Source organism: Novosphingobium rhizosphaerae (genome assembly GCF_050920675.1).
Taxonomy (GTDB): domain Bacteria; phylum Pseudomonadota; class Alphaproteobacteria; order Sphingomonadales; family Sphingomonadaceae; genus Novosphingobium; species Novosphingobium rhizosphaerae.
In genome coordinates this window covers 1576990-1603324 of sequence record NZ_CP137861.1, presented here as the reverse complement: position 1 = coordinate 1603324, position 26335 = coordinate 1576990, and the positions used below count along the sequence as shown (strand labels likewise).

The window sequence follows — 26335 nt, the reverse complement described above, 5'->3', positions numbered from 1 at the left end:
ATCGACAAGGTTATCGCTTCATGTACGCTGGTATCGGCATCGTCGTCCTGCTCGCCATGGTGTTTGGCGGGTTCATCATCACCGGGGGCGCAATCGGCCCGGTGGCCGAGGCGATTCCCCATGAAATGCTGATCATCGGCGGCGCCGCCCTGGGCGCCACCATCACCGGCAACTCGCTGCACGAGTTGAAAGGCATCGGCGCGGGCCTGGGCAAGGTGTTCAAGGGCCCCAAGCACAACAAGCAGGACCATGTGGACGCCATCGTGCTGTGCGCCAAGCTGATGAAGATCCTGCGCAGCGACGGCCCGGTGGCGCTAGAAAGCCACGTCGCCGATCCCAAGAGTTCGGCGCTCTTTGCCGAATATCCGCGCATCCTGGCCCATGGCGCGCTGGTTTCGCTGATCTGCGATACGCTCACGCTCATCGTGGTGTCTTCGGGCACGCTGGAAGTGCACGCCGTGGAAGACGTGATGGACCACGCGATGAAGACCCATTTCCACGAGGAAGAGGAAGCGCAGCACGCGCTCCAGGGCCTGGCCGACGCGCTGCCCGCGCTGGGCATCGTGGCCGCCGTGCTGGGCGTGGTGAAAACCATGGGTTCGATCGACAAGCCGCCCACGGTGCTGGGCGCGATGATCGGTTCGGCCCTGGTCGGCACGTTCATGGGCGTGCTGCTGGCCTATGGTATCGTGGCGCCGCTGGCCGGCCGGCTCAAGCAAGTGCTCGATCAGGATGCGATGATCTACCAGGCGGTCAAGCAGGTGATCGTCTCCTCGCTGCATGGCTGGCCGCAGCCGCTGGTGGTGGAAAGCGCGCGCTCGGGCCTGGGCCATGCCTTTCGTCCCGGCCTTTCGGAACTGCTCGACGCGCTGCGCGGCCGCTAAGGAGGGTTTGCCATGGCCAAGCCGCCAAAGGGCAAGGAAGCGCCCAAGCCGATCATCGTCAAGAAGATCACCGTGGTGGCCGGCGGCCACCATGGCGGCGCCTGGAAAGTGGCCTATGCCGATTTCGTGACCGCAATGATGGCGTTCTTCCTGTTGATGTGGCTGCTGGGCGCCACCACCGAAAAGCAGCGCAAGGGCATCGCCGACTATTTCACTCCCACGCTGGTGAAAACGCGCAAGGGCAGCGCCGGGTCTTACGGCCTGCTCGGCGGCTCGTCGCTGACCGATGCCGACAACTATGCCCACCGCGCCGGCCAGACCGGCACGCGCACGATGACCATCCCGCGCGATGCCACCGGCGGCCCCAAGGACGGCGGATCGAAAGTCAAGCGCACCGCCGTGATGCAGCAGCGCCTCAAGGAAAAGCTGGAAGCCAACGAAAAGCTGCGCCAGCTGGCCAAGCAGGTGCACATGACGATGACGCCGGAGGGCATCCGCATCGACATGCTCGACGATGCCAATTTCTCGATGTTCCGGCTGGGCACCACGATCCTCACCCCCGATGCCCTGGAACTCGTGCGCGCCATCGGCCAGGCCATCGCCCCCGATCCGGGCAACCTGACGGTGCGCGGCCACACCGATGCGCTGCAATGGAAACCCGGCGATCCAGCCAACAACTGGTCACTCTCCGCCGGCCGCGCCGAAGCCACCCGCCTGGCCCTGATGCGCAACGGCGTGGGCGAAAAACGCTTCCAACGCATCGAAGGCGTGGCCGACCGCGACCCGCTGGTGCCCGACAGCCCCAACGACCCGCGCAACCGCCGCATGTCAATCCTGCTGCTGGATTGAGCGGGCAGCGTGGAGAGATTAGCGGAGGGTTGCGACGTCAAGAAGTGGTAGGTAGCCGCCATCCATCAATTTCGATACTCTCACTGCATGCGGCCAGGGTATTCAATCTTTCTAGTGCTAATCTTGATCCTTTCAGCCTGCTCAAACCGGGTCATTTCCGAAAAACCGTGGTTCAGTTCGACAGGACAGGGGACAGGACCAAGGCTTCGCGAGGGCATTTGGCTAAGCGAAGATCAGCACTGCAGAATAAGCAAAGCCGAGCCGGCCGAGCTATGGCCACGCTGCGCGCGTTGGGCGTATCAACGGGGGAACGAGAGCCTATCGCTGCTGTGGGTTGAACAAGGTGCGGGCCGTCATCGCATGCGTACCGATTATGCTTGGTCCGAGAGCGAGAACATGATCGTCGATGGTGATCCATTGCTCAGGCAAAGTACTGAATGCCCGATGGTGGAAGAGCCGGCACAAACCTTGAGCGAGACAGCCCCGAGCATTCCAATCAGCGCACCGCCCATGGAAGAAACCTCGGCAGAAACGCGGCACGCCCACTATTGCTACGAAGCCCTGAAAGCGACAGCCTTCGACGCGGAAGGACGCATCACGGCTATAGAAGCATGGCCCGTCGTCTGCGGCCCGTGGCCGCGCAATGGTGGCAACGTATCTGACCAGCCTTGGTCAGGATTGTCACTCGTCGGCGACAATTGCACGGCAGCGAATGAGGCTGCGTTGCGCGATGCGGCTAAACGGAGCCGGGAGGTTGTTGAACGACTGCATTTTGTCGGTCACTTCCAATGGATACGTGACGGCTACCACTGACAGAAAAGGAAAATTGGCAGGCTTTGGGCGATTCCCGCCAACATTGGCCATGCCGCCAGCCCAGCCCAAAGCAGACGACTTGGCCGAATTCTGATGCACGTAGAGGCGCAGAGAATTGAACCGTCTCTGCGCCTCTACGCACGCCAACAGAATCACCCGCCGTTGCGCAGAGCCTATCCTAGGCTGCCTACCCCTTGCGCTTACCCGGCTTGGGCGCCAGCCAGATCATGCCTGCCGCCACGAAGAAGATCACCGTGCACAACAGGAACACCTGGCGCGTGGCCAGCGTCACCGCTTCGGTCTGGACCAGTTGGCTCAAGGCCATGCGCGCCTGGGCCACCGGCAGCCCGGTGTGCGTGGGCGGATGGACCAGGCCGACCAGTTCGGCGCGGTTGACCTTGGCCTGGTGCTCCCACAGCGTGGTGGACATCGATGTGGCAAAGGCGCCGGCCATCGTGCGCATGAAATTCTGGATCCCCGCGCCCGACGCGGTCTGGTCGGGCCTGACCGAGGCCATGGCCAGCGCCGTGGAGCCCACGAAGAAGAACGGCATGCCCATGCCCTGGATCATCTGCGGAAAGGCGATGGTCCAATAGCCCATGTCCGTCACCCACACCGTGCGCAGCGCGGCAACAAAGCCCAGCCAGGCCACCCCGAAGCTGATCAGCGCGCGGGTATCCACCTTGCCCACCAGCCTTGCCACGATGGGCGAGAACACCACCGCCAGCACGCCCACCCAGCCCATCGCCAGGCCGGCCCAGGTGGCGGTGTAGTTGAGGTTGGTCTGCAGGAACATCGGGATCAGCACGATGAACGTGAAGAACGCGCCATAGGCCACGCTCTGCGTCACCACCGCGATGGTAAAGCCGCGGTTGCGGAACACCGACAGGTCGATGATCGGGTGCTTCTCGGTCAGCTCCCAGATCAGGAAGGCGATGAAGCCGACCACCGCGACCACGGCGAGGGTGACGATGAAAGCACTGGAAAACCAGTCTTCCTCGCGGCCCTTGTCGAGCATGATCTGCAGCGCGCCCACCCACAGCACCATCAACCCCAGGCCGACGAAATCGATCGGGGATTTCTGCGTGGGCGTTTCGAACCGGCGCACCAGCCGCCACGCCACGACCAGGCAGAACACCGCCAGCGGAATGTTGATGAAGAACAGCCAGTGCCACGACCAGTTGTCGGAAATGATCCCGCCGCAGATCGGCCCGGCGATGGGCGCCACCACCGTGGTCATCGCCCACAGGCCCAGCGCCGCCCCGCCCTTGTCGCGCGGGAAGATGCGCATCAGCAGGGTCTGCGTCATCGGCATGATCGGCCCGCCGCACAGCCCCTGGCAGACGCGGAACGCGATCAACGCGCTCAGGCTGCCCGAAATGCCGCACAGCATGGAAAAGATGCCAAAGCCCATCAGCGCCATCAGGAACACGCGCACCGCACCAAAGGTGCGCGCCAGCCACCCCGTCAGCGGCACGCAGATCGCCTCGGCCACGGCGTAGGACGTGAGCACCCAGGTGCCTTGGGTGGGCGAAACCGCAAGGCTGCCGGAAATGTGCGGCACCGAGACATTGGCGATGGTGATGTCGAGCACCACGACGAAGTTGGACAGCGCCAGGGCAAATCCCCCCAGCGCCAGCCGCGCGCCTTTCAGCGGCGGCGGCCCATCTGCGCCCAAGGCCATGGGCGGTCCGCCGGCCATGTCAGTTGCCGCCCTGTGCGGTCTGGTCCTTTTCCGGCCGCGTATCGATCGTGGCGGTCATCGACAGGCCGATGCGCAGCGGATGCGCGCCCAGCTCGTGCGGATCAAGCGCCACGCGCACCGGCAGGCGCTGCACCACCTTGATCCAGTTGCCTGTGGCGTTCTGCGCCGGGATCACCGCCTGCGATGAACCCGTGCCGCCCGAAAAGCCCACCACGCGGCCATGATAGACCACATCGTCGCCATAGAGGTCAGACGTCAGCGTCACCGGCTGGCCGGGGCGCACATGGGCAAGCTGGCTTTCCTTGAAATTGGCGTCGACGTGCGCCTGGCCGATCGGCACCACCGTCATCAGCACTGTCCCCACGGCCACGCTTTGCCCCACCTGGACATTGCGCTGCGTGACAACGCCGCTCACCGGCGCGCGGATCACGGTGCGGGCCAGGTCGATCCGCGCCTTGTCCAGCCGCGCCTTGGCGGCCAGCACCTGCGGGTTGGTTTCGGGCGTGGTGCCGCTCACCAACGCGGCGTTGGCCGCTTCCTGGCCATTGGCGGTGCCGCGTGCCGCCTGGGCCGAAGCCAGGCTGGCGCGCGCGGCGGCCAACTGCCCCTGGGCGGCGGCATAGGCGTTGCGGGCGGTGGTCAGTTCCTCGCCGGACACCGCGCCGTCAGACACCAGCGACTGGCGGCGCTTCAAGTCGATCTCGGCGCGCTGGAAATCGGCCGTGGCCACCTGGACCTGCGCGGCCATGCGGGCGATATCGGCCTGCCGCTCGCCCACTTGCGCCGAAAGCGCGGTGCCGGTGGCCACCGTCTGGCGCACTTTGCGCAGCGCATCGGCATAGTCGGCCTCGGCCGCCGCCAGGGCGATCTTGGCGTCGGTGGGATCAAGCTCCACCAGGATATCGCCCCGGCGCACCACTTGCGTGTCGTTCACCGCCACGCGCCGCACCGGGCCCGAAACCAGGGGCGTCACTTGCGCCACTTCGGCCGCGACATAGGCGTTGTCGGTATCGACATAGCGCCCGCCCGCGATCCATTCGTAAAGGCCAAAGCCCGCCGCCACCAGCGCCAGCGCGCCGGCAAAGAGCAGGAAGCCACGCTTGCGCTTGGCCTTGCGCGCCGCATCGGCATCGGCTTCGCTGTCGGCAGCACCGGTGAACTTGGGGTCGATATCAGCCATGGGCGGGGTGTCTCGGCATCAGGGAGATGAGGAAGGAAAGCGGCTGGGCAGCAGGCACGGCGTCAACCGGCACGAAAGCCGCCACCCAGCGCACGCACCAGCGCGACATGGGCGGCCAGCGTCCGGGCCTGGAGATCGGCTTGCAAGCGCCGGTTGGCGAGCAGTGCATCCTGCGCGGAAAGCACCGACAGATAAGGGGAAAGGCCGGCTTCATAGCGCCGCCGGGCAATGCGCCAGGCATCTTGCGACGCGGCCACGGCTTCGCCCAGTTGCGCCAGCTGCGCATCAACCGAACGGCGCGATGCGGCCGCGTCGGCCACGTCGCGCAGCGCCTTGAGCAGCGTATCGTCGTAGCTGGCCACGGCTTCGTCATAGCCGGCACGCGCCTGGCGATAGTTCCCGGTGATGCGCCCGCCCGAAAACAGCGGCAGGCTGATCGCCGGGCCCACCGAGCCCGCCTCCGAACCGCTCGCCGTCAGGTTGCCCAGGCCCAGCACCTGCACGCCGATGAAGCCCATCAGGTTGACATTGGGATAGAACGCGGCGCGCGCCACGCGCACCCGCGCGGCTGCGGCCTCTGCCCGGGCGCGGGCGGCGGCCACGTCGGGCCTGCGCCCGACCAGGTCGAGTGCCAGGTTGGCCGGCAGCGCCTGCGCGGTCAGGGCAGCCGGCTGCGGCAGGGCAATCGCATCGCCGCGCGAAGGTGGCGCGCCGATCAGCACGGCCAGGGCATGGCGGGCCAATGCGATTGCTTCGTCGGCCGCCACCAGATCGGCGCGGGCCACGGGAATGGCCGCTTCGGCCTGGCGCTGTTCGGCGCGGGTATCCAGGCCGTTGAGCACGCGCTGGCGCACCAATTGCGCGGTATCCTCGCGCAGTTGCAGCGCTTGCGCCCGCACATCGCGCGCCGCGGCCGCGCGCGCCAGCGTGGCATAGGCATCGGCCACGCCGGTGGCGATGGCCAGGTGCGCGGCCTGGGCTTCGAACCCGGCCGCCTGCGCTTCCGACGTGGCGGCCCGCAGGGCGGCGCGGTTCTTGCCAAAGAAATCGAGTTCGTAGCTGACGCTGAGCGAGGCGCTGCCGGTATCGTTCCAGCCCTTGGGCACGAAGGCGGGGGGGATGCCGTTGTTGTAGCTCTGCTTGGCTTCGGCCACGCTGCCGCTTGCCGAAACCTGCGGCAGCAAGGCAGCGCCGCTGGCCTGCGCCAGCCCGCGCGCCGCCCGCAGGCGGGCATCGGCAATGGCAAGGCTGGGCGCATTGGCCATACCTTCGGCGATTAGCGCGGAAAGTTGGGCATCGCCCAGGCTTTGCCACCAGTCGCTTGCCGGCCAATCGGCGGGGGTGGTGGCACCTGCGGGCTGATTGGCGGCGACAAGATCGCTGGCAGCAAGATCACTGGCGCCAAGATCACTGGCGGCGGCCTGGCGCATGGCCGGAGTCCGGCCCAGATCGGGCGTGGCGGCACAGCCCGTCAGCATGCCCGATGCCACCGCAAGGGACAGGACAGACGCGCGGCGAAAAAGACCGGCGGGGAAGGCAGTCATGCAGGGCCTTTACGCAATCGGGAGAGGATGACCGTGTACGGACCGGTCACTAACTTCCAACTGCGCTCTTGCACTGCGCCTGTCAACAGCTATGTGTACGGAATGGTCACTAGCGCGTCAAACTGCCGGCTAAAACGGTGCTCGCCCGACGAGCGGCGGGAAAACATCCTGACCGTGGCCACGCAAGTGTTCACCCAGACCGGCTTTGGCGCCACGTCGATGTCGGCCATCGCGGCCGAGTTGGGCGGATCGAAAGCCACGCTGTACAAATACTTTCCGTCCAAGGAGCAGTTGTTCGAAGCGGTGCTGATGCGGGGGTGCAGCGTGGTGCTGCGCGCGCTCGAAGCGCTGGCGCAAAGCGATTCGGACGATCTGGAAGCGATGCTGGCCGATTTCGGCACGCAGTTCCTGACCGGCCTGTGCAGCCAGCGCTCGCTCGATGTCTATCGCATGGTGCATGCCGCCGGCCTGCAATTTCCCGAAGCGGCGGAAATGTTCTTTCGCTGCGGGCCCGAGCGCGCCGGCACGACGCTGGCGGCGATCCTGGCGCGCATGGCCAGCCAGCGCGGGGTGCCCCTGCCCGATCCGCGCCTTGCGGCCGACCAGTTCCTGGGCATGGTGCGCGGCAAGCTGCACATGCGCGTGGCGATCGGCGTGATGCCGCCGCCCGATCCGGCAACGATTCGCCACCACGCCGCCCATGCCGCGCGGATCTTTGCCCACGGCCTGCTGAACCCCGCGCGCTGAACGACGGCGCCCTGCGCCAGCCCCATCCACGCTGCCGAGCGCCCAGGAAACACAAGAGCCGGCGATCCCTTGCAGGACCGCCGGCAACGTGGAGAACCTAAAACTTGGCAGTCGATCAGCGCAGCAGCGTCAGCACGTTCTGCTGGTTCTGGTTGGCCTGCGAGATCATCGCGGTCGAAGCCTGGGCCAGGATCTGGGCCTTGGCCATCTGGGTGGTTTCGGCCGAGTAGTCGGTGTCCTGAATGCGCGAACGCGCGTCGGACAGGTTGGTGATGTTGTCGTTCAGGTTGTTCACCGCCGAGCTGAGGCGGTTCTGGCCGGCACCGAGCGTAGCGCGAGTCGCGTTCACTTCGGCCAGGGCCTTGTCCACGTTGGTGATCGTGGTCGAAGCGGCCGAGGCGTCGGTCACGTTGAGCGCCTGGTCGGCCACGTCAGCCGTCGAGTCGTACGACGTCGCATCGGCAACGAACAGGTTGTCGCCCGAAAAGCCCTTGCTCACCAGCGTCACGGTATCGCCGGTGTTCGCACCGGTCTGGATCGAGAACGTGGCGTTGTTGGCATCGTCGGTGGTGTCGACATCGGCGCCCGAGTTCACCTTGAACACGGCGTTGCCGTTGAACTTGGTGTTGTTGAGCACGTCGGAAATCTGGGCGTTGAGGTTGCCCACTTCCGATTGCATCGCTTCACGGTCCGAATCCTGGTAGGTCGCCGACTTGGACTGGACCGCCAGTTCGCGCACGCGCTGGAGCATGTTGGTCACTTCGCTCAGCGCGCCTTCGGCCGTCTGCGCCAGCGAGATGCCGTCGTTGGCGTTGCGCACGCCCTGGGTCATGCCAGTGATCTGTGCGGTCATGGTCGTGGAAATGGCAAGGCCCGCAGCGTCGTCCTTGGCGCTGTTGATTCGCTTGCCGGTCGAAAGGCGCTCCATCGCAGTCGCAGCCATCTTGCCTGCCGTGTTGGAAGCATTGGCTGCCTTGATGGCGCTGACGTTGGTATTGATTACCGCCATGATGTTTCTCCGATTTTCGGGATAGACCCCAATCGCCGCCAGTCCAGGGATTGACCGGCTGCACGGCAAAGACCGGCAGGATGGGCGGCAATTTAAGGGCAAAATCTTGCCGCCTGCGGGATTTTCGGCGGCCAGACCTAGTGGTTTGCCCTTAGCAGGTCCGCTGATCTTAAAGTTTCACACCATTTGACGGTTTCGCGCGAAAACCTCCCTCGTGGATATGGTTAAGACGGGGGTCAAAGTGATGAGCAGCGATTGCGGCGAACGATTGCCGATCAGCGAGGAAGCAAAGGCGCGCCATGGCGCGCTGGTTGCGCGCGCTGCATCGGTGCTGGCCGCGCCCGGCATGGGGGCGATGCCCATGCTCGCCGATACGGCCGATGTCGCCACGCTCGATCCGCGCCGCCCCGCCATCGTGCTCGAACGCGGCGCGCATCCGGCGTTGGCCCGCATGGCCAATGGCAAGCGGCACGTGGTGCGCTATGCCGATCCGCTTTCCGAAAGCGCGCTGGCGGCGGTGATCGCCTGTGCTGCCGCGCCCGGTGCGCCGATTGCCGCCGATCCGGAAAGCCTGTCGATCCTGGCCCTGGCCGAACGCCTGGCCGCCAGCGACATTCCCGTGCTGATCAACGGCCCCACCGGCACCGGCAAGGAAGTGTTGAGCCGGTTCATCCACGCCGCCAGCCCGCGCCACGACAAGCCGTTCATTGCCGTCAATTGCGCCGCCATGCCCGAAACCATGCTCGAAGCGCTGCTGTTCGGCCACCAGAAGGGCGCGTTCACCGGCGCCAGCGCCGCGGGCGAAGGCTTTTTCCGCGCAGCCGATGGCGGCACCCTGCTGCTCGACGAAATCGCCGAAATGCCGCTTTCGCTTCAGGCAAAGCTGCTGCGCGCGCTTCAGGAAGGCGAAGTGGTGCCGCTGGGCGCGACCCAGCCGATCAAGGTGGACGTGCGGATCATTGCCTGCGCCAACCGCGACTTGCCCGCCGAAGTGGAAGAAAACCGGTTTCGCGCCGATCTCTATTACCGCCTCAACGTCTTCCCCCTGACCCTGCGGGCCCTGGTCGAGCGGCTCGACGATATCGCCCCGCTGGCCTTTGCCCTGATGATGCGCCACGCCCCGGCCGACCGGCCGCTGCCATGGCTGTCGGATGCGGCGCTGGCCATGCTGACCTGCCATGGCTGGCCTGGCAATGTGCGCGAACTGGAAAACGTCGTGCGCCGCGCCTTGCTGCTCGCCGGCAACCAGGCCGAGATCGGGCCCGAACACATCGTGTTCGATCGCCCCGCGCGCAGCCCGGCCAGCGACGCCGCGCTGGCGCAAGTGCATGCGCCACAGGGGGGTAAGCTGTCCAACATCGTGCAGCTTTCTGAAGCCCGCGCAATCCTGGCCACGCTGGAGGCCTGCGGCGGCAGCCGCGTGGCCGCGGCCCGCCAGTTGGGCATTTCCGAACGCACGTTGCGCTATCGCCTCGCCAGCTTCCGTGAAGCCGGCATCGCCGTTGCAGGAGGCCGGCGATGAGCGGGATCAGTTCCATCGGCGCCGGCGGCGGCATCCAGCAGATCATGGCCATGCGCCAGCAGATCATCGATCGTTCCAACCTGCTGCAACAGATCCGCACGCCCGATCCGGGCACCTCGGCCGAAGGCAGCACGCCGGCGGGCGGCTTTACCGATGCGCTCAAATCCGCGCTGGAAACGGTCAACGCCAGCCAGACCAAGGCCGAAGGCCTGTCGCAAGCCTATGAAAAGGGCGAGACGGTCGATGTCGCCAAGGTCATGCTCGCCCGCCAGGAAGCCGGCGTGGCGTTCGAAGCCACGCTTCAGGTGCGCAACAAGCTGTTGACCGCCTATCAGGACATCATGCGGATGGGGGTCTGATAGATGGCAGACCTTGTCCCCGCCGGGGCCGGCGGCAGCCCGCCACCTTCGCTCCTGGCGCCGCTGACCGATCCGGCCGGCGGCACCTTGCCCGCCCGCATGGGCGCGTTCCTGCGCCAGCCACCGCTGCGCCGCGCCTTGCCGTGGTTCGGCGGCGTTACCGCCGCAGGCCTGACCGGGCTGCTGTGGCTGACCATGGCGCCCGCGCCACAACGCATGCTCTATTCCGATCTGTCGGACGCCGAACGCGCGCAAGTGACCGCCGCGCTCGACAAGGCGGCGATCGCCTATCGCATCGACAATTCCACCGGCGCGATCACCGTGGGCGAGAACGACCTCTACAAGGCACGCATGGTCGCCGCTTCGGATGGCGCCGTCGCCACGCCCGAAACCGGCGAGCAGATGATCGACAAGCTGCCGATGGGCGCCAGCCGCACGCTGGAAGGCGAACGGTTGCAAGCCGCGCGCGAGCGCGAACTGGAACTCACGATCATGCAGATCGATGGGGTGGAGGCCGTGCGCGTGCACCTGGCCCAGCCTGAAAAATCGGTGTTCGTGCGCGATACGGCGGCGCCATCGGCCTCGGTCATGGTGCGCCTGGCCAAGGGGCGCCAGCTGGCCACCAGCCAGGTTTCGGCCATCGTCAACCTGGTGGCCGGATCGGTGCCCGAACTCTCGATCGATGCGGTCAAGGTGATCGACCAGCATGGCCGGCTGCTCTCTGCCGCCAAGCCGGGGGACGCGGATCGCCTGGAAATCCAGGGCCGGCTGGAAGACAAGCTGCGCGAACAGGTTTCCCAGCTGCTCACCCCGATGCTGGGCGAAGGCAACTTCTCCAGCGAAGTCCAGGTCGATCTCGACATGGACCAGGTGACGTCAGCGCGCGAAAGCTATGACAAGCAGGGCGCGGTGCGCAGCGAGACGCAATCCGCATCGCAAACCAGCGGCAACGGCGCGGTGGGCGTGCCGGGCGTCTTGTCCAACACCCCACCCGCGCCCACCACGGCCGCCGTGGGCGCGCCGCAGGGCACGCCCTCGCCCACGCCATCGGGCGCGGCCCCCAGCAATGGCGAAAGCTCGTCTTCCAAGAACTACGAACTGGGCCGCGAAGTGGCCGTGACCAACAACACGCCCGGCAAGATCCGTCGCCTGACCGTGGCCGTGGCGCTGTCTTCGGCCGTGCTGGCCAAGGCCAAGCCGGCCGAGATCGACCAGATCAAGCAGTTGGTCAGCGCGGCCGTGGGTGCCGATCCCGCACGCGGAGACCAGGTGGCCGTGGCGGTGCGCGCGTTCAACCCGGCCGATATTACCCCGCCCCAGTTCTATGAACAGCCGTGGTTTGCCATGGCCGTGCGCAACGGCGTGGCGCTCCTGGCCGTGCTGCTCACCCTGCTGCTGGGCGTGCGCCCGCTGATCAAGGCGCTGCGCCGCGAGCCCGGCGCTGCCGGCGGCAAGGCCGCGCGCAGCCGCAAGGGCGCCGAAGACGACGACGAGGACGAGGATGAGGACGCCGCCGACGATCCGGACACCCCGCGCCCCAGCCGCACCATCGGCCCAGGCCCCACCACCGGGTGATCAAGCCGATGCTCGCCCCCGCGCAGGATGAAACCGGCGCGATCGATACCGAGTTGCTGAGCCGCCAGGTGGGCCTGGCCCAGCGCCTCGTCCAGGAAAAGCCCGACAGCGCCGTGGCCGTTCTGCGCCAGATGCTGAAGGAACCGACCGAGGAAGGCGCCGAGTGACATGGAAGACGAACTCGACGCCCTGACCGATCCCGAACTGGCTGCGGTCATGGTCATGCTGCTGGAAGACCAGCAGGCGGCCGACCTTCTCGCCCAGCTGGAACCCAAGGAACTGCGCCTGCTGGGCGAAAAGATGTGTGCCCTGGGCGAAATCGGCCCGGTTGCCATTGCCCAGTCGATCGCCGGTTTCGTCGAACGCACCGAGCGCCTGGGCCTGACCGCGCACGATCGCGTCGGCCAGGTGCGCGAATTGATGACCCGCGCCGTGGGCGAGGTGAAGGCCGACAACCTGATGCACCGCATCGCGCCCGAAGCGGCGCAGGATACCTCGGCGCTGGAACTGGCGCGCTGGCTCAATCCCGAAGTACTGATCCCGCTGGTCAAGGCCGAGCATCCCCAGGCCATTGCCGTGCTGCTGGTGCAGATCGACCCCGATGTGGCCGCTGCCGTGCTGCACGGCCTGCCCGAAACCATCCAGACCCAGGTGGTGCACCGCGTGGCCACGCTGGGCAAGGTTTCGGCCGAGGCGCTGGTGATGCTGGAGGAAGTGCTCACCCGCCGCATCGTGGCCGTGCACAGCCGCGCCGCGCTCACCATGGGTGGCCCGCGCGAGGCGGCCGAGATCATCAACGCGGCGGCCAAGGCGGTGGAAAAACGGGTCATGCCCGAAATCACCAAGATGGACAAAGCGCTGGCCAAGGAAATCGAGAACGAGATGTTCAAGTTCGAACATCTCTACGTGCTCGATCCGCAATCGATGGGTGCCATGCTGCGCGAAGTGGACAGCGACACGCTGATCGCCGCGCTCAAGGGCATCGACGAGCCACAGCGCGAAGTGTTCTTCCGCGCCATGTCGAGCCGCGCCGCCGATGGCGTGCGCGACGAAATCGCAGCGCGTGGCCGCCTCAAGCGCGCCGAAGTGACCGAGGCGCAAAAGGCGATGATCACCGCCGCCCGCCGTCTTTCGGCCGAAGGGGTGATCGTGTTCGGTTCGGGTGACGACGACTATGTCTGATCTGCTGCGCATTCCCGTGCCCGAGCGCGCCTTGCGCGCCTGGGGCGCGGTGCCGGGCCAATCGGGCGGGTTCACGCTCGATCCGCGCTTTGCCCGCCAGGCGCCCGCACCGCCCGCCGATTTCGCGCCCATGCCCGATCCCGAGCATGAGGACCCGATCGAACGCGCCCATGCCGATGGCTTTGCCGCCGGGCATGCCGCCGCCCTGGCCGAGGCGCAGGCCCTGGCCGCCACGCAGGATGCCGAACGCCATCGCATCGACACCGCGCTGCGCCGCATGGACCAAAGCCAGGTGGCCGTGCTGGAAAGCCGCCTGCGCCAGACCGTGCTGGCGCTGTGCGACGTGGTGCTGGCCGATGCCGCGATCGATCCTGTCGGGCTGGCGGCGCGCGTGCGCCGGGCCGCGCAGATGCTGGCCCGCGCCGAAGATGCACGCGTGATCCGCCTGCACCCGGAAGACCTGGCGCTGGTGGGCAATCACTTGCCCGAAGACTGGCATTGCGAGCCCGATTCCACGCTGGAGCGCGGCACGGTGCGGGTGGACGGCGCAATGGGCGGCGTGGAAGACGGGCCCGCGCAATGGCGCCGCGCATTGGATGAAGCCCTGCGCCAATGCTGATGCGCAAGGACGATGCTGCAGCCATGCTGCACCCGGCGCTGCCGTTGCTGACGCGGCTGGCCGGTGCCCATCCCGATCTGGCGCCGCGCCGTTTCGGGCTGCTGAGCGCGTGCGATGGCGGCTTGCTGGAAGTATCGGGCCTGTCGGTGCCGATCGGCACGCAATGCCGCATTGTCCATGGGCGCGGCGATCTGGCCGCCGAAGTGATCGGCTTTCGCAACGGGCGCAGCCTGATGATGCTGCTGGGCGATCCGGTCCTGCTGCGCCCCGGCGCAAGGGTGCGACCCGAAGGGCGGCCCGGCATGGTGCCGGTGGGCGAAGCTTTCCTGGGCCGCGCGGTGGATGGCGAAGGCCATCCGATCGACGGCGGCCCACCGCTCGCCACCCATCACGAATGGCCAGCGGGCGGCGTGCGCGCCGGCGCGCTCGATCGCAGCCCGGTGCGCCAGGCCTTCGATACCGGCGTGCGCGCGCTCAACGCGCTGACCACGTTCGGCGTGGGCCAGCGCATCGGCATCATGGCCGGATCGGGTGTCGGCAAATCGGTGCTGCTCGACATGATCGCCCACGGCGCCCAGGCCGAGATCGTGATCGTGGGCCTGATCGGCGAACGCGCGCGCGAAGTGTCCGACTTCGTGGAACGGCACATGGCCGGATCGAAACGCGCGCACAGCGCGGTGATCGCCGTGCCGGCAGACCACGCCCCCAATTTGCGCATTCGCGGGGCGATGATGGCCACGGCGCTCGCTGAATATTTCCGCGCGCAAGGGCGGCGCGTGCTGCTGATCATGGACAGCCTGACGCGCGTGGCCCACGCCGGGCGCGAGATTGCGCTGCTGCTGGGCGAACCGGGCGCGGCGCGCGGCTATCCGCCCTCGGCGCTCGCCACGATCACCAAGCTGGTGGAACGCGCCGGGAATTCGGCGGCCAGCGGCGGCTCGATCACCGGAATCTACACCGTGCTGGCCGATGGCGACAACCAGGACGATCCCGTGGTCGATACCGCGCGTTCGATCCTGGACGGCCACATCGTGCTCTCGCGCGATCTGGCGCAACGCGGGCACTATCCCGCCATCGACATTCCCGCCTCCTTGAGCCGCGTAATGACCGACATCACCAGCCCGCAGCACCAGGCCCTGGCCCGCCAGTTCCGCGCGCTGGTCGCCGCATACGAGGCCAACCGCGACCTGGTGCTGATGGGCGCCTATCGCCAGGGCGCCGATCCGCAGCTGGACCAGGCCATCGCCATGCATGCCGCGCTGGCTGATTTCCTGATGCAGGAGGCGCGCGAAGTCGTGCCGATGGATATCGGGATTGCCCAGTTGACCCAGTTGCTGGCCGGCTGATCCGCCCATGTCGATCAAGGCCCAACACCAAAGGCTGGCGCGGCTGCGCCGGCTGGAGCGCTTGCGCGAAATCGGCCATCGGCAGGCCATGGTCGCGGCCGGCCAGGCCGAAGGCACGCTGGCCCAGTTGCAGAACCTGGCCAGCCGCACTGGCGCCCTGGCAGATACGTATGCCGCGCGCACCGATGCCCGCGATGGTGCGGCGCTCGCGCACCTGGGCGCATTTCGCGCCGGCCTGGAGCACATCGCGCGCAGCACGGCCGGAGAGATCGACACCGCCCGCCGCATCGCCGATGCCCGCGCCGCCGAAGTGGCCACGGCCGAGCGCCGCCGTGCCGCCGTCGCCGATCGCATCACCGCCGAAGCGCGGCTGCTGGCGCGGGCGCAAGCCCAGGCAAGCACCCCGCTGGGGCCCACGCGCAACCGCGAAGAGCCCTCATCCGAAACCATCCCTACGCCCCCTTCGCGCGATTGGCACGGCTCTTGAATTAACCGTGTTCAACCCGCCCAGGAGCTTGCCCCGCGATGGTTTCGATTGCTGCCCCACTTGCCGCTTCTGCCCCGTCTGCCAGCCTGGCGGGTGGAACCGTGTCAACCCTGGCGGGCATGACTCCGCCCGGCGAAACCGGCGGATTTGCAGCGTTTCTAGACAATGCGGACCCCGCCTTGGGCGCGCCGCCAGCGGTCCCGGCCCTGGCCGAGGCACCGCCGGGAGCCTTGCCCGCACCCCTGGCCGACGCCGCCCTTGCCACCAAGCCAGAGTTGACCGCCACGGCAACCCTTTTGCCGGAAAGCGGCAAGACCTTGCCGGCAAGCGGCAGCCCCTTCACCATTGCCCCCCTGTAGCGAGCCTGCCGGCAACGCCGCGGGCCAATGCCGCGCCGGCCCAGCCGGCTGCAGGTGCGGCAACGCTGCCCGTCGCAGCGCCGCTGGCCACATCCTTGCCCGTGCCCAAGCCCGCGCCGGCGGCATCGGTGACAACGCCCGTGCCCGTGGCAGACGCCGCGCCAAGCGAAGCACCGGCTGCCCCGGTCGTGCTTGCGCCGGCTGCACCCGCGTCTGTCCCTGCGGCCCAGACAGCCCCGGCTGCCGCTCCGGCACAGGCGATGGCCAGCGTGCTCGCCGGCCGCCACGCCGCCAACCATGGCGTGGCCAAGGTGGCGGACGACGCGCGCGAAACACCCGACGCGCCCGATACGCCGGCAGCGCTGGCCGATGTGCCAAGCCTTGCCACGACAACGCAGGATGCCACATTGCTGCCGCTGGCCGACTCCGCCACGGCGCCCGCGCCCTTGGTGCTGGCCGGTTCGCGGGCCGCGCCAGCGCTGCCCGGCACCGCGCCTGCCAGCGGGCCCACCACCAGCGCGCCAGCCGCAAACCTGCCTGCGCCGAACGCGCTTGCCCAAAGCGCGCCATCACCCCGCACCGAGCCATTGGTTGCCGCCCCGGCTCCGGTTTCCGCAAAGACGGCGGCGGTCCCCGCCGATCCCGTCGAAGCGACCCGGGCCGCCGTGCCGCTCGCCCCGCTCGTCGCCACCTTCCGGCCCGCGCAGGACGCCCAGGGCCAGACCGCAACGATCGCGCTGACGCCCGATAGTGCCGGCACCATCGCTGCCGCCCCGCTGCAAACCCCGGTGCCGGGCCAGTTGCCGGCACAAGTACAGGCCCAGGTTGTGGCACCGGCCCCAGCGCAGGCCGCGCCCAGCCCATCGATCCAGCAGGTGCTGGCCGCGCGCGTGGCCAAGGGCCCGGCCACCAACACCACCGAAACCACCATGCGGCCTGCCGCAGCCACCCTCCCCGCCACGGCGGCCGCTACCGATACGGCCACCCCGCCGCTGGCGGCGGCAGACCCCGGCGATGCCCCGGAAACGCCTGCGGCGCCGGCACCCGCCAGCGCAACGGCGGCCCTGCCCGCCGCGCCGGCCGCCGCCTTCACCGTGCCATCGCCAGATTTCGGCGCGGCACCGGCCGCTTCGCCCGCACCAGCCACTGCCGCCATCCCTGGCGCGCAAGTGGCCGCGCTGGTCGATGCCGTGGCCCGCGCCCGCGAGGATGGCCCTGGCGCTGCGGTGGCCGCGACCTTGGCCCACGGCACGTTCGGGCGCATCGATCTGGAATTTCGCCAGAAAGACGATGGCCTCACGGTGACGATGGCCAGCGCCGATCCCGGATTTGCCCCGGCCGTGCTGGCGGCCAGCCGGGCTGATACCGGCACCCTGGCGAACCAGAACGGCAGTGGGCAAACCGCCGGCTCCCAGACCGCCGGCAATGCCGCGCAAGGCCAGGCCCCCGGGCAGGGCCAGGCGCAAGGCCAGGCCAGCGCCGGCAGCCAGGGGGGCGATGGCCGCCCGGCGCCGCGCGCGCCCGCACCCGAAACCACCAGCCAGGCCGCACGGCGTGGCAGCGGCAGTGGCGATGAAACCGATTCCGCGCAGGGCGGCGTGTTCGCCTGAACCCGCCCCTGCGCCCCTCGCGCCCTTTGCACCCGCAAGGCTGGTGTGAACCCGATGGCGATTTGAAGATCAAGGATCCGGCATGAGCGACAAGAAGGAAAAGGACAAGGACGCGCCCAAGAAGAAGAAGGGCGGTCCGATGGTGCTCATCGGCGTGGTCGTGGCCACCCTCGCGCTGGGCGGGGGCGGGGTCTATGCCCTGTTTGCCATGCACATCCTGGGCGGTCCGCAAGTGATCGTGCACGAAGACAACAAGCCCAAGCTGATCCGCAAGGGCGAGGAAGACCCCTATGCCCCCGTGGCCAAGGAAGGCGGCGAAGGCGAAGGCGGCGCCAAGGAAGTGGAAGGCGAAGGCGGCAGCGAATACCGCACTGTCTATTATTCGTTCTCCGACGATTTCACCTCGAACCTCAAGGACAGCGACCGACTGATCCAGGCCTCGATCGCGGCATCCACCCGGCGCGACTATCGCGTGGTGATGTGGATGAAGAAGCACGAGCTGGCGATCCGTTCGGCGCTGCTCACCGTGCTGGCCGATACGCCCGATACCGATGTGGAAACCACCCAGGGCAAGCAGCGCCTGCAAGCGCGCATGACCGCCGCGATCAACAAGGTGCTGACCGACACCGAAGGCTTTGGCGGCGTGGACGCGGTCTATTTCAAGCAGTTCATCGTGCAGTGACACACGGGAAATCCCCCGCTGGGGGCAATGGGGAACGAAGACGATGAAGCCTGAACGGGAATTCGTGGCAGAGCGCGTGGTGGCCCGCCACTGCGCGCAACTGCTGCGCCCCGGCCCGAGCCAGGCAGACCTGGTGACGGCATTGACGCGCACGGCCGAACGGTTCTCACGCGAACTGGCAGGAGCCCTGGCCGGTTTGCTGGGCGGGGAAGAGCCGTCGGTGGAATGCAGCCGCCCGGAACGCACGGTCTATTCCGATTATGCCACGATGCAGGTGATGGGGCATCGCAACCTGGGCGCCTACACCCTGTTCGGTGCCGGCCCGGGGCAGCACCGCATCCTGGGCATGGTGGCGGGCGAAGCGGTGCTGCGCCTGGTGGATCGCGCCTTTGGCGGCGCTGGCATTGCCCCGCAGCAATTGCCGCGCGAATTGCCACTGTCGGCCGAGCTGATGGTGCAGCGCCTGGAAGCGATGCTGGCCGGGCGCCTGGCCGCAGCGCTGGGCGCGGACGATGCCGGCGCCATCCGCCCGCTGCGCCGCGAGGGCAATATCGATCACCTGGCGCCCTTCGGCAACGATGAGAACATCGTGGCCCTGGTCTTTTCGATCACCGAGCCGGGCCGCCCGGCCTGGGCGATCGAAATGGCGTTTCCCTACGATACGCTGGCTGCGCTCTTTGCCAATGGCGAGCGTCCGCCCGCCAGCAGCGAACACGCCGCGGCCGATCCGCGTGACCAGCCATTTGCCGATGTGCCGCTGCCGCTCAGCGCGGTGCTGGTGGATATCCGCCTGCCGCTGGCGGCCATTTCGGCGCTGGAAGTGGGCCAGATCCTGCCCGTGCCGGTGGCGCGCGCCGTGCCTTTGCGCGTGGCCGGGCAAACCATCGCCCATGGCACCGTGGGCGCGGTGGATGATCGCCTGGCGGTGCAGCTTTCACAGGTTTTCTAGCTTTCTCTTTTTGGGGGTTCTCACAATGTCGTTTCAACCGCGCGGTTTCGATTTCCTCAAGGATGTCGACGTGCGCCTCACCGTCGAGTTGGGCCGCACCGAGCTGAAGCTCAAGGACGTGCTGGCGCTGGGCGAGGAAAGCGTCGTCATGCTCGACCGGCTGACCGACGAACTGCTCGACGTGATGGTCAACGGCAAGCTGATCGCGCGCGGCGAAGTGGTCGCCCAGGGCGATCGCTTCGGCCTGCGCATCGTGGAGCTTGCCGGCACCGAAAACGCCCCGCGCAAGGACGTGGCGTGATGATCTGGTACATTCTCAAGCTGCTCGTCGTGCTGCCGCTCATCGGCGGCCTCGCCTGGGGCTCGCTGCGCCTGGCCAAGCGTTTCGAAGGCAAGTTCGGCACCCCCACCGGGCAGCGCACCGTCAAGGTGATCGAAACGCAGATGCTCTCGCCCACCCTGCGCCTAGCGGTGATCGAATTCCACGACCGCGAGATTCTGGTCTCCACCTCCAAGACCGGCCTCGTCCGCCTGGCCGAAGCGCCGGCGCGCGCGCGGGAGCAGGACGCGTGAGCGCGATGAACCTCGAACACCCCGCTTCCACGAAAACGGCCGATCGTCTCCCCCTCCTCTTCAGAGGACGGGGGCGGGGGGTGGTGCGCGCCCTTGCGCCGGCGCGTCAGGCCTTCACCACCCCCCAGCCCCGTCCTCTGAAGAGGAGGGGGAGCATCCTGCTCGCCCTCCTCTTCCTCCCGTCCCCGGCCCTGGCCCAAAGCACCCCCGGCGTAACCGCCATCCCCGGCGCGCTCGATCGCGCGTTCAGCCAGATCGCCGGGGCGCAGTCGCAGGGCAGCCTGTCGCTCTCGTTGCAGCTCCTGCTGATCATGGGGCTGCTCACGATCCTGCCCTCGCTGATCCTGATGATGACCAGCTTTACGCGCATCCTGGTGGTGCTTTCGATCCTGCGCACGGCGCTGGGGTTGCAGCAATCGCCGCCCAACCAGATCCTGATCGGGCTGTCGCTGTTCCTCTCGCTGTTCGTGATGGCACCCACCCTCGATCGGGTGAATGCCATCGCGATCCAGCCCTATTCGGCCGGGCAGATCAACGCCGAACAGGCGATCGGGGCGGCGGGCATGGAATTCCACGCCTTCATGGTGCACCAGACGCGCGAGCGCGACTTGCTGATGTTCACCGACATGGCCAAGGCGCCGCATTTCACCGCCAGCCGCGACATTCCCTTTTCCATCCTGCTGCCCGCCTTCGTCACCAGCGAGCTGAAAACCGCGTTCCAGATCGGCTTCATGCTGTTCCTGCCGTTCCTGGTGATCGACCTGGTGGTGTCTTCGGTGCTGATGAGCTTGGGGATGATGATGATGTCGCCCACGGTGGTGTCATTGCCGTTCAAACTCTTGCTGTTCGTGCTGGTCGATGGCTGGGCGCTCTTGATGGGCAGCCTGGCATCGAGCTTCGGATAGGGGCGCAAGACCATGGACGATACCGCATCGCTCCTCGCCCTGGCTGATCGCATGCTGTGGATCACCGCGCTGGTCGCCGCCCCCGTGCTGATCGCGAGCCTCGCCGTGGGCCTCGTCGTGGGGATTATCCAGGCGGCCACCTCGGTCAACGAGCAGACGCTCACCTTCGTGCCCAAACTGGCGGTCACGGCCGTGATCCTGGTCCTGCTGGGCGGGGCCATGCTGGGCCTGATCGGCGATTTCATGAAAGACGTGTTCGCCCAGATCGCGGCTACCGGGCAATAAGGGGGCAATGGCGCCATGATTGCGCTCAACTTCGGGTTCGGCGCGCTGGAAGCGGAATTCTGGCGCATGGTCTTCCTGATGACGCGCTGCGGCGCCGCCTTGTTCGCCGTGCCGCTGTTCGGCAGCCAGCAAGTGCCGGCCAATGTGCGCGTGGTGCTGGCCGGCGCGCTGGCGGTGCTCTTGTGCAACTGGACGGCGATTGCCGCGCCACCGGCGCTGTTCTCGCTGCCCGGCCTGCTCGATGTGGCGGGCGAAGTGGTGATTGGCCTGGGGCTGGGCTTTGTCCTGCAATTCGCCTTTGCCGCACCAGTCATTGCCGCCGAACTGATCGGGGCAAGCATGGGCATGAGCATCGCGACCGCCGCCGATCCTGTTTCGGGCGCGCATTCGCCCGCGCTGGGACAGTATTTCTCGGTCCTGCTGACGGTGATCTTCCTGGGTCTTGGCGCGCATCTGCAATGGTTTGCCCTGCTGGTGGAAAGCTATCGCGCGTTTCCGCCCGGTGGCGGGTGGTTCACGCCCGATCGCATGGGCCTGATCGCCGGGTTCGGCACGCAGATGTTCGTTTCGGCGCTGGCCATCGCGCTGCCGCTGGTGCTCTTGCTGCTGCTCGTCCAGTTGACGTTCGGGGTGCTGGCGCGTTCGGCGCCCAGCCTTAACATCTTTGCTCTGGGCCTGCCGCTGGGCGTGCTGGCGGGGATCGGCGCGCTCGTCGCTTCGGCACCGCTGGTGGCCGACGCATTGACCGATCTCGTCGCGCTCGGCCTGGGCCAGGCGCAGGCCCTGCTGGTGAAATAGCGCCATGGCCGAAGGCGAAGGCAGCGGCGAAAAGACATTCGCCCCAACCGAAAAGCGCAAACGCGATGCAGCCAGTAATGGCGATGTCCTGCGCTCGCGCGAATTGGGCACGGCGGCCGGCGTCCTGGCGGGCGTTGCCTGGCTATGGCTGGCCGGGCCGTGGATGCTGGGGCAGCTGGGGCAGGTCACGCGCAGCGGCTTTGCCTGGGATCGCGATACGCTCGACCATTTCGATCCGGCGCAGCGGATTGCCGGCGCGCTGATCGCGGTGATGCCGCCGGTCCTGCTGCTCGGCGTGGCGCTGATGGCCGTGGCGCTGGTGTCGCAACTGGCCTTTTCCAACGGTCGGTGGAACGCGGGAAACCTGGCGCCCAAGGGTTCGCGGCTCGATCCGCTCAAGGGCCTCACCCGCATGTTCGGCATGCAGGGCCTGATCGAGCTGGGCAAGGGCCTGGCCAAAGTAATGCTGCTGGGGATGCTGGCCTACATCTGGCTGCGTGGGCGCCTGGCGGCGCTGGTCGGGCTGGGCGGCGGGCAGATCACGCAAGGGGCGCTGGCAGGCCAGCTCGGCTACGCCTGGGACGCGGTGCTGTCGCTGCTGGTGCTGCTTTCGGCAGGGCTGGTGATCATCGCGCTGATCGATTTCCCGGTGCAGTTCGTGCGCCGCTTCATGCGCCTGCGCATGAGCCTTCAGGACATTCGCGACGAAACCAAGGAAAGCGAAGGGTCGCCTGAAAAGAGGGCCGCCATCCGCGGCCGCCAGCGCCAGATCGCCATGGCCGGCGTCAACAAGGCGATGCGCGATGCGCAGTTCGTGATCACCAACCCCACCCACTTTGCCGTCGCGCTGGCCTATGATCCCCAAGTGGCGCCCGCCCCGATCGTGCTCGCCAAGGGGCGCGGGGAAAAGGCGCTGGCGATGCGCGAACTGGCCGCCGAACTTTCCGTGCCCACGCTGGAATATCCGGCGCTGGCCCGCTCGGTCTATTACACCACGCGCGAACGCCAGGTGATCTGCGAGGAACTCTACGGCCCGATCGCGGCAATCCTGGCCTTCGTCATGTCGCTCAAGCGCGGGGAAACGCCGCCTGCCCCGATGGTCAACGTGCCGGTGTCGCTGCGTTTCGATGCCGATGGACGGCCCGAGACGATTACTCCTTAATCCGCTCAACAAACGGCCGTTCTTGGCGGTATGACCACGACCTCATCGACCTCCACGTCGTCCACCTCGTCGTCCTCCGCCACGGCCAAGCTGCTGGCGTCGCTGGGCAGCAGCACGATCGACAGCTCCGGCCTTGCCGAACAGCTTTCCGCCGCGCAATTCGCCGCGCGGATCGATGCGGTCACGGCCAAGCAGAACAAGATCGCCACGCAGATCTCCGATGCCTCGACGCTCAAGTCGATGCTCAACTCGCTGGCCACGTCGCTGGGAACGCGCGTGCGCGAGGGCGATCTGGCGATCACCCCCACCATCACCAACACGGCCGTCGCCACGGTGACCAAGGGCACGTTCAGCGGCAGCGGCACCTCCACCTTGGAAGTGACTCAGCTGGCCAAGGGGCAGACGCTGGTTAGCCCGACCATGGCCTCGGCGGCCAGCGCGGTGGGTTCGGGCACGTTCACGCTGCGCTTCGGCACGGTGGCCAGCGGCGCCTTCACCGCCGACAGCAGCCGCAACCAGGTGGATATCACGCTGACCAGCAGCGACACGCTCACCACCCTGGCGCAAAAGATCAATGCCGCGAACGCGGGCGTTTCGGCCTATGTCGCCACCGGGGCATCGGGCGCGCAGCTGGTGATCAAGGGGGCCGACGGCGCAGCCAACGGCTTCCAGATCGAAACCACGCCCGACGCGGGCGATACCACGCTGTCCACCCTGGCCTGGACGCCCAGCGACACCACGCGGATCAAGTCCACGGCCACCGATGCGATCTATTCGCTCGATGGCGTGTCGCGCACGTCCACGTCCAATACCATCACCGACGCCGCGCCCGGCGTCTCGCTCAAGCTGACCGGCACCAACGTCGGCGCGCCCACCACGATCGGCTTTTCCGATCCGTCCAGCGCGATCCAGACGGCGATGAGCGACCTGGTCAGCGCGCTCAACGAAGTGGTCAGCACGCTGACATCGGATACCGATGCCAACAGCGGCTCGCTCAACAACAACGCCGGCGCGCGATCGCTGCGCCAGACGCTCAGCACGCTGTCGAGCACGGTGGTCATGCCCAATGCAGCCTCTGGCCAGCCGAAAACGCTGGGTGACCTCGGCCTCAAGATCAACCGCGACGGCACGTTCGCCCTCGATACCGACGTGCTGACCAAGACGCTGACGAACAGCCCCAGCGGCGTCACGGCGATGTTCACCAACGGCGTCTATGGCGTCTACGCCACGTTCGACAAGATTTCGCGTAACGTGGCGTCCACCACCGATCCGGGCTCGCTGGGCGGGGTGATCGCGTCGCTCAGCACCAAGCAGACCACGCTGGCCACCCAGCTTTCCGATCTGCAGACCAAGCAGGAAACCCTGCGCACCCAGCTGGTCACGCGCTATGCCACCCTGGCCACCAAGGTTTCGGATTCCCAATCCACGCTGACGTTCCTGACCAACCAGATCACGGCGTGGAACAACAAGTCGAGCTGACATGCGCCATCACCGCGATCCTGGGGAAGCCTATCGCCGCGTCGATTTCGAAGCGCGGGTGCGCGGCGCCAACCCGCGCCAGCTGGTGGACTTGTGCCTGGAACAGGTGGCAGGCTCGCTCGGCCGCGCGATCTATGCCGAACGCACCGGCGACAACGCCGCCAAAAGCGCCGCGCTCACCCGCGCGGTTTCCGCGCTCACCGCGTTGCAGATGGGTGTCGATGGCGAAAGCCCGGCCGGGCCGGCGCTGATCCAGCTCTACCAGTCGGCCCGCCGCACCGTGCTCGACAGCGCACTGCGCTTTGACGGTGCCAAGATGGAAACCATCCGCAAGGATTTCCTGGAAATTCGCCAGGCCATGATGGGCCACTGATCGCCCGCCGGCCCTCTCGCCCTCTCGTCCTCATCCCCCGATCACAAGCCAAGGCCCGGTGCAGCGATCCTGCCCCGGGCCTTGGCACATGCAGCGCTGCGGCCCACAGAAAAGCCCGGCGCTGCGGGGGCACGCAGCGCCGGGCAAGATCCGGGCATGGTCCGGGGGCGGACCATGCCCGGCTATGGCCAGGAGGGGGATTGGCCAGAAAACGCGAAGGCGGTCAGTTCTGGTTGCACAGCGCGATGACGGCCGCTCCCAGGTCGTCGAGCGAAACCTGGCGGCCGGCGGCACCCAGGTCGATCGCGGCGGCGGGCGCTTCGTTCACCAGCGCGGTCTTGGGGTCCTGCACGATCGTGTCCATGCCGCTGTCACGCAGCAGCTTCAGGCCCTTGGCACCGTCGTTGCCCATGCCGGTCAGCACGGCGCCCACCGCGGGGATGCCGGCCCGCGCGATGGAGCCATAGAGCAGGTTGGCCGAAGGCCGCGAACCTTCCACCGGCTCGCGCTCCATCAGGCGGATCTTGGGCGGCTGGCCCGGTTCGATCACCACGTGGCGTTCAGGGTCGGCGGCAATATGGATCGTGCCCTGCGCCAGCGCCGCGCCATCGCGGGCGATCTTCACGCTGCACCCCAGATCGGTATCGAGGCGCTTGATGAAGGTTTCGGCCAGCATCGGTTCGGTTTGCAGGCAGATCACCGTGGGCGGGCATTCGTCGGGCCATTCCGACAGGATCGTGGTCAAGGCATCGATCCCGCCCATCGAGGCGCTGAACGCCACGAAGCGGCCGTTCCAGCTGAACTTGGGCGCTTCGGCAGCAGCCGCTTCGCGCTTGGCCTGCAGCTTGGAGCGGTCGCGCACGTTGCTGTTGGCCGCCGCCAGCACGATCTTGCCCAGCTTGCCCACGGTCTTGGCAAACTGTTCGGGCGTGGCTTTCAAGGGCTTGGGAAAGCATTCCACCGCGCCCAGCTCGAACGCCTTGAGCGAGGTTTCGGTGCCGGCCTGCGTGAGGCTGGAGAGCATCACCACCGGCAGCGGATTGCTGCCCATCAATTCTTCCAGGAACTCGATGCCGCTCATCCCGGGCATTTCCACGTCCAGGGTGATCACATTGGGCTTGAGATCCGCGATGCGATCGCGCGCATCGGCCGCACTGGAGGCAGCGCCGACGACGACGACATTCTTGGTCTGATCGAGGATGTCCGAAAACAGCGCGCGCATTGCCGCTGAGTCGTCCACCACAAGAACGCGAGCTTCGTGCATGGATCGTGAAACCTTCGTCTGGGCGCCAACTGCCCGGCGCCATCTGCCCGACTTCCTTACAGAGGCAGGCCAGTG

The 26335-nt window shown here is 67.4% G+C and carries 29 protein-coding genes; 24 read left to right on the top strand and 5 right to left on the bottom strand.

The features are described 5' to 3' along the window. Positions 1 to 20: 20 nt before the first annotated feature. The 3 genes from motA to R9J51_RS07355 all read left to right on the top strand — a co-directional run bounded on the left by motA (position 21) and on the right by R9J51_RS07355 (position 2546). Positions 21 to 884 (top strand): flagellar motor stator protein MotA, encoded by an 864-nt coding sequence (gene motA / locus R9J51_RS07365; RefSeq protein WP_168553913.1) that lies wholly within the window; start codon positions 21 to 23, stop codon positions 882 to 884. Positions 885 to 896: 12 nt separating this feature from the next. Beyond that, a complete protein-coding gene (locus R9J51_RS07360) occupies positions 897 to 1733 on the top strand; it encodes a flagellar motor protein MotB (RefSeq protein WP_168553912.1) in 837 nt (278 codons plus the stop codon). Between the two features lie 360 nt (positions 1734 to 2093). Further along, positions 2094 to 2546 (top strand): hypothetical protein, encoded by a 453-nt coding sequence (locus tag R9J51_RS07355; RefSeq protein ID WP_179506282.1) that lies wholly within the window; start codon positions 2094 to 2096, stop codon positions 2544 to 2546. A gap of 187 nt (positions 2547 to 2733) precedes the next feature. On the opposite strand, the gene R9J51_RS07350 is transcribed toward R9J51_RS07355, so the two are convergent. From R9J51_RS07350 to R9J51_RS07340, 3 genes are all read right to left on the bottom strand, one after another. After that, positions 2734 to 4248, bottom strand: coding sequence for a DHA2 family efflux MFS transporter permease subunit (locus R9J51_RS07350; protein WP_179506281.1), 1515 nt, complete (start codon positions 4246 to 4248; stop codon positions 2734 to 2736). 1 nt (position 4249) lies between these two features. Continuing rightward, the gene (locus R9J51_RS07345) at positions 4250 to 5431 is read right to left on the bottom strand and encodes an HlyD family efflux transporter periplasmic adaptor subunit (protein ID WP_179506280.1); all 1182 of its coding nucleotides are present in this window, start codon (positions 5429 to 5431) and stop codon (positions 4250 to 4252) included. Between the two features lie 62 nt (positions 5432 to 5493). Continuing rightward, positions 5494 to 6975 (bottom strand): efflux transporter outer membrane subunit, encoded by a 1482-nt coding sequence (locus R9J51_RS07340; RefSeq protein WP_179506279.1) that lies wholly within the window; start codon positions 6973 to 6975, stop codon positions 5494 to 5496. A gap of 174 nt (positions 6976 to 7149) precedes the next feature. Between R9J51_RS07340 and R9J51_RS07335 the strand changes: the two genes are divergently transcribed. Next, the gene (locus R9J51_RS07335; RefSeq protein ID WP_168553909.1) at positions 7150 to 7722 is read left to right on the top strand and encodes a TetR/AcrR family transcriptional regulator C-terminal domain-containing protein; all 573 of its coding nucleotides are present in this window, start codon (positions 7150 to 7152) and stop codon (positions 7720 to 7722) included. A 115-nt stretch (positions 7723 to 7837) separates the two neighbouring features. Here the strand turns inward: R9J51_RS07335 and R9J51_RS07330 are convergent, their stop codons facing one another. Further along, on the bottom strand, positions 7838 to 8731 hold the full coding sequence (locus R9J51_RS07330) for a flagellin (protein ID WP_179506277.1): 894 nt from the start codon (positions 8729 to 8731) through the stop codon (positions 7838 to 7840). Between the two features lie 244 nt (positions 8732 to 8975). Here R9J51_RS07330 and R9J51_RS07325 point away from each other — a divergent pair, with 244 nt between their 5' ends. The 20 genes from R9J51_RS07325 to fliS all read left to right on the top strand — a co-directional run bounded on the left by R9J51_RS07325 (position 8976) and on the right by fliS (position 24996). Then, positions 8976 to 10253 (top strand): sigma-54 interaction domain-containing protein, encoded by a 1278-nt coding sequence (locus tag R9J51_RS07325; RefSeq protein WP_432787922.1) that lies wholly within the window; start codon positions 8976 to 8978, stop codon positions 10251 to 10253. Next, complete coding sequence (gene fliE, locus R9J51_RS07320; RefSeq protein ID WP_168553907.1) at positions 10250 to 10612, top strand: flagellar hook-basal body complex protein FliE; 363 nt, start codon at positions 10250 to 10252, stop codon at positions 10610 to 10612. The genes R9J51_RS07325 and fliE overlap by 4 nt, the downstream gene beginning before the upstream one ends. A 3-nt stretch (positions 10613 to 10615) precedes the next feature. Continuing rightward, on the top strand, positions 10616 to 12187 hold the full coding sequence (gene fliF, locus R9J51_RS07315) for a flagellar basal-body MS-ring/collar protein FliF (protein ID WP_432787921.1): 1572 nt from the start codon (positions 10616 to 10618) through the stop codon (positions 12185 to 12187). An 8-nt stretch (positions 12188 to 12195) separates the two neighbouring features. Then, positions 12196 to 12354, top strand: a complete 159-nt coding sequence (locus tag R9J51_RS07310) for a hypothetical protein (RefSeq protein WP_432787920.1) — start codon at positions 12196 to 12198, stop codon at positions 12352 to 12354. A 1-nt stretch (position 12355) separates the two neighbouring features. Next, positions 12356 to 13369, top strand: a complete 1014-nt coding sequence (gene fliG, locus R9J51_RS07305) for a flagellar motor switch protein FliG (RefSeq protein ID WP_168553905.1) — start codon at positions 12356 to 12358, stop codon at positions 13367 to 13369. Next, positions 13362 to 13988, top strand: coding sequence for a FliH/SctL family protein (locus tag R9J51_RS07300; protein ID WP_179506275.1), 627 nt, complete (start codon positions 13362 to 13364; stop codon positions 13986 to 13988). Before fliG ends, R9J51_RS07300 begins: the two co-directional genes overlap by 8 nt. A gap of 23 nt (positions 13989 to 14011) precedes the next feature. Beyond that, the gene (locus tag R9J51_RS07295; protein WP_169474857.1) at positions 14012 to 15334 is read left to right on the top strand and encodes a FliI/YscN family ATPase; all 1323 of its coding nucleotides are present in this window, start codon (positions 14012 to 14014) and stop codon (positions 15332 to 15334) included. Positions 15335 to 15341: 7 nt separating this feature from the next. After that, positions 15342 to 15821 (top strand): hypothetical protein, encoded by a 480-nt coding sequence (locus tag R9J51_RS07290; protein WP_179506274.1) that lies wholly within the window; start codon positions 15342 to 15344, stop codon positions 15819 to 15821. A 38-nt stretch (positions 15822 to 15859) separates the two neighbouring features. Next, positions 15860 to 16180, top strand: coding sequence for a hypothetical protein (locus R9J51_RS07285; RefSeq protein WP_432787919.1), 321 nt, complete (start codon positions 15860 to 15862; stop codon positions 16178 to 16180). Positions 16181 to 16308: 128 nt separating this feature from the next. Then, positions 16309 to 17790 carry a hypothetical protein gene (locus R9J51_RS07280; protein WP_432787918.1) on the top strand — a complete coding sequence of 494 codons (1482 nt, stop codon included), beginning with the start codon at positions 16309 to 16311 and terminating at the stop codon, positions 17788 to 17790. An 82-nt stretch (positions 17791 to 17872) separates the two neighbouring features. Beyond that, a complete protein-coding gene (locus tag R9J51_RS07275; protein ID WP_168553902.1) occupies positions 17873 to 18472 on the top strand; it encodes a flagellar basal body-associated FliL family protein in 600 nt (199 codons plus the stop codon). Between the two features lie 43 nt (positions 18473 to 18515). Continuing rightward, positions 18516 to 19421 (top strand): FliM/FliN family flagellar motor switch protein, encoded by a 906-nt coding sequence (locus R9J51_RS07270; RefSeq protein ID WP_179506272.1) that lies wholly within the window; start codon positions 18516 to 18518, stop codon positions 19419 to 19421. Between the two features lie 25 nt (positions 19422 to 19446). Continuing rightward, positions 19447 to 19722 carry a flagellar motor switch protein FliN gene (gene fliN, locus R9J51_RS07265; RefSeq protein WP_179506271.1) on the top strand — a complete coding sequence of 92 codons (276 nt, stop codon included), beginning with the start codon at positions 19447 to 19449 and terminating at the stop codon, positions 19720 to 19722. Then, the gene (locus tag R9J51_RS07260) at positions 19722 to 19994 is read left to right on the top strand and encodes a flagellar biosynthetic protein FliO (RefSeq protein WP_179506270.1); all 273 of its coding nucleotides are present in this window, start codon (positions 19722 to 19724) and stop codon (positions 19992 to 19994) included. The genes fliN and R9J51_RS07260 overlap by 1 nt, the downstream gene beginning before the upstream one ends. An 83-nt stretch (positions 19995 to 20077) precedes the next feature. Beyond that, positions 20078 to 20899, top strand: a complete 822-nt coding sequence (gene fliP / locus R9J51_RS07255) for a flagellar type III secretion system pore protein FliP (RefSeq protein WP_432787917.1) — start codon at positions 20078 to 20080, stop codon at positions 20897 to 20899. A gap of 12 nt (positions 20900 to 20911) precedes the next feature. After that, positions 20912 to 21184, top strand: a complete 273-nt coding sequence (locus R9J51_RS07250) for a flagellar biosynthetic protein FliQ (protein WP_169473363.1) — start codon at positions 20912 to 20914, stop codon at positions 21182 to 21184. Between the two features lie 15 nt (positions 21185 to 21199). After that, positions 21200 to 21982, top strand: a complete 783-nt coding sequence (gene fliR / locus R9J51_RS07245; RefSeq protein ID WP_179506269.1) for a flagellar biosynthetic protein FliR — start codon at positions 21200 to 21202, stop codon at positions 21980 to 21982. A 4-nt stretch (positions 21983 to 21986) separates the two neighbouring features. Then, positions 21987 to 23144, top strand: coding sequence for an EscU/YscU/HrcU family type III secretion system export apparatus switch protein (locus R9J51_RS07240; RefSeq protein WP_179506268.1), 1158 nt, complete (start codon positions 21987 to 21989; stop codon positions 23142 to 23144). A gap of 30 nt (positions 23145 to 23174) precedes the next feature. Further along, on the top strand, positions 23175 to 24623 hold the full coding sequence (gene fliD, locus R9J51_RS07235; protein WP_179506267.1) for a flagellar filament capping protein FliD: 1449 nt from the start codon (positions 23175 to 23177) through the stop codon (positions 24621 to 24623). Position 24624: 1 nt separating this feature from the next. After that, positions 24625 to 24996 carry a flagellar export chaperone FliS gene (fliS, locus tag R9J51_RS07230; RefSeq protein WP_168553894.1) on the top strand — a complete coding sequence of 124 codons (372 nt, stop codon included), beginning with the start codon at positions 24625 to 24627 and terminating at the stop codon, positions 24994 to 24996. 223 nt (positions 24997 to 25219) lie between these two features. Here the strand turns inward: fliS and R9J51_RS07225 are convergent, their stop codons facing one another. Then, entirely contained in the window at positions 25220 to 26260 is a 1041-nt protein-coding gene (locus R9J51_RS07225; protein WP_169473357.1) for a chemotaxis protein CheB, read from the bottom strand. Positions 26261 to 26335 lie beyond the last annotated feature (75 nt).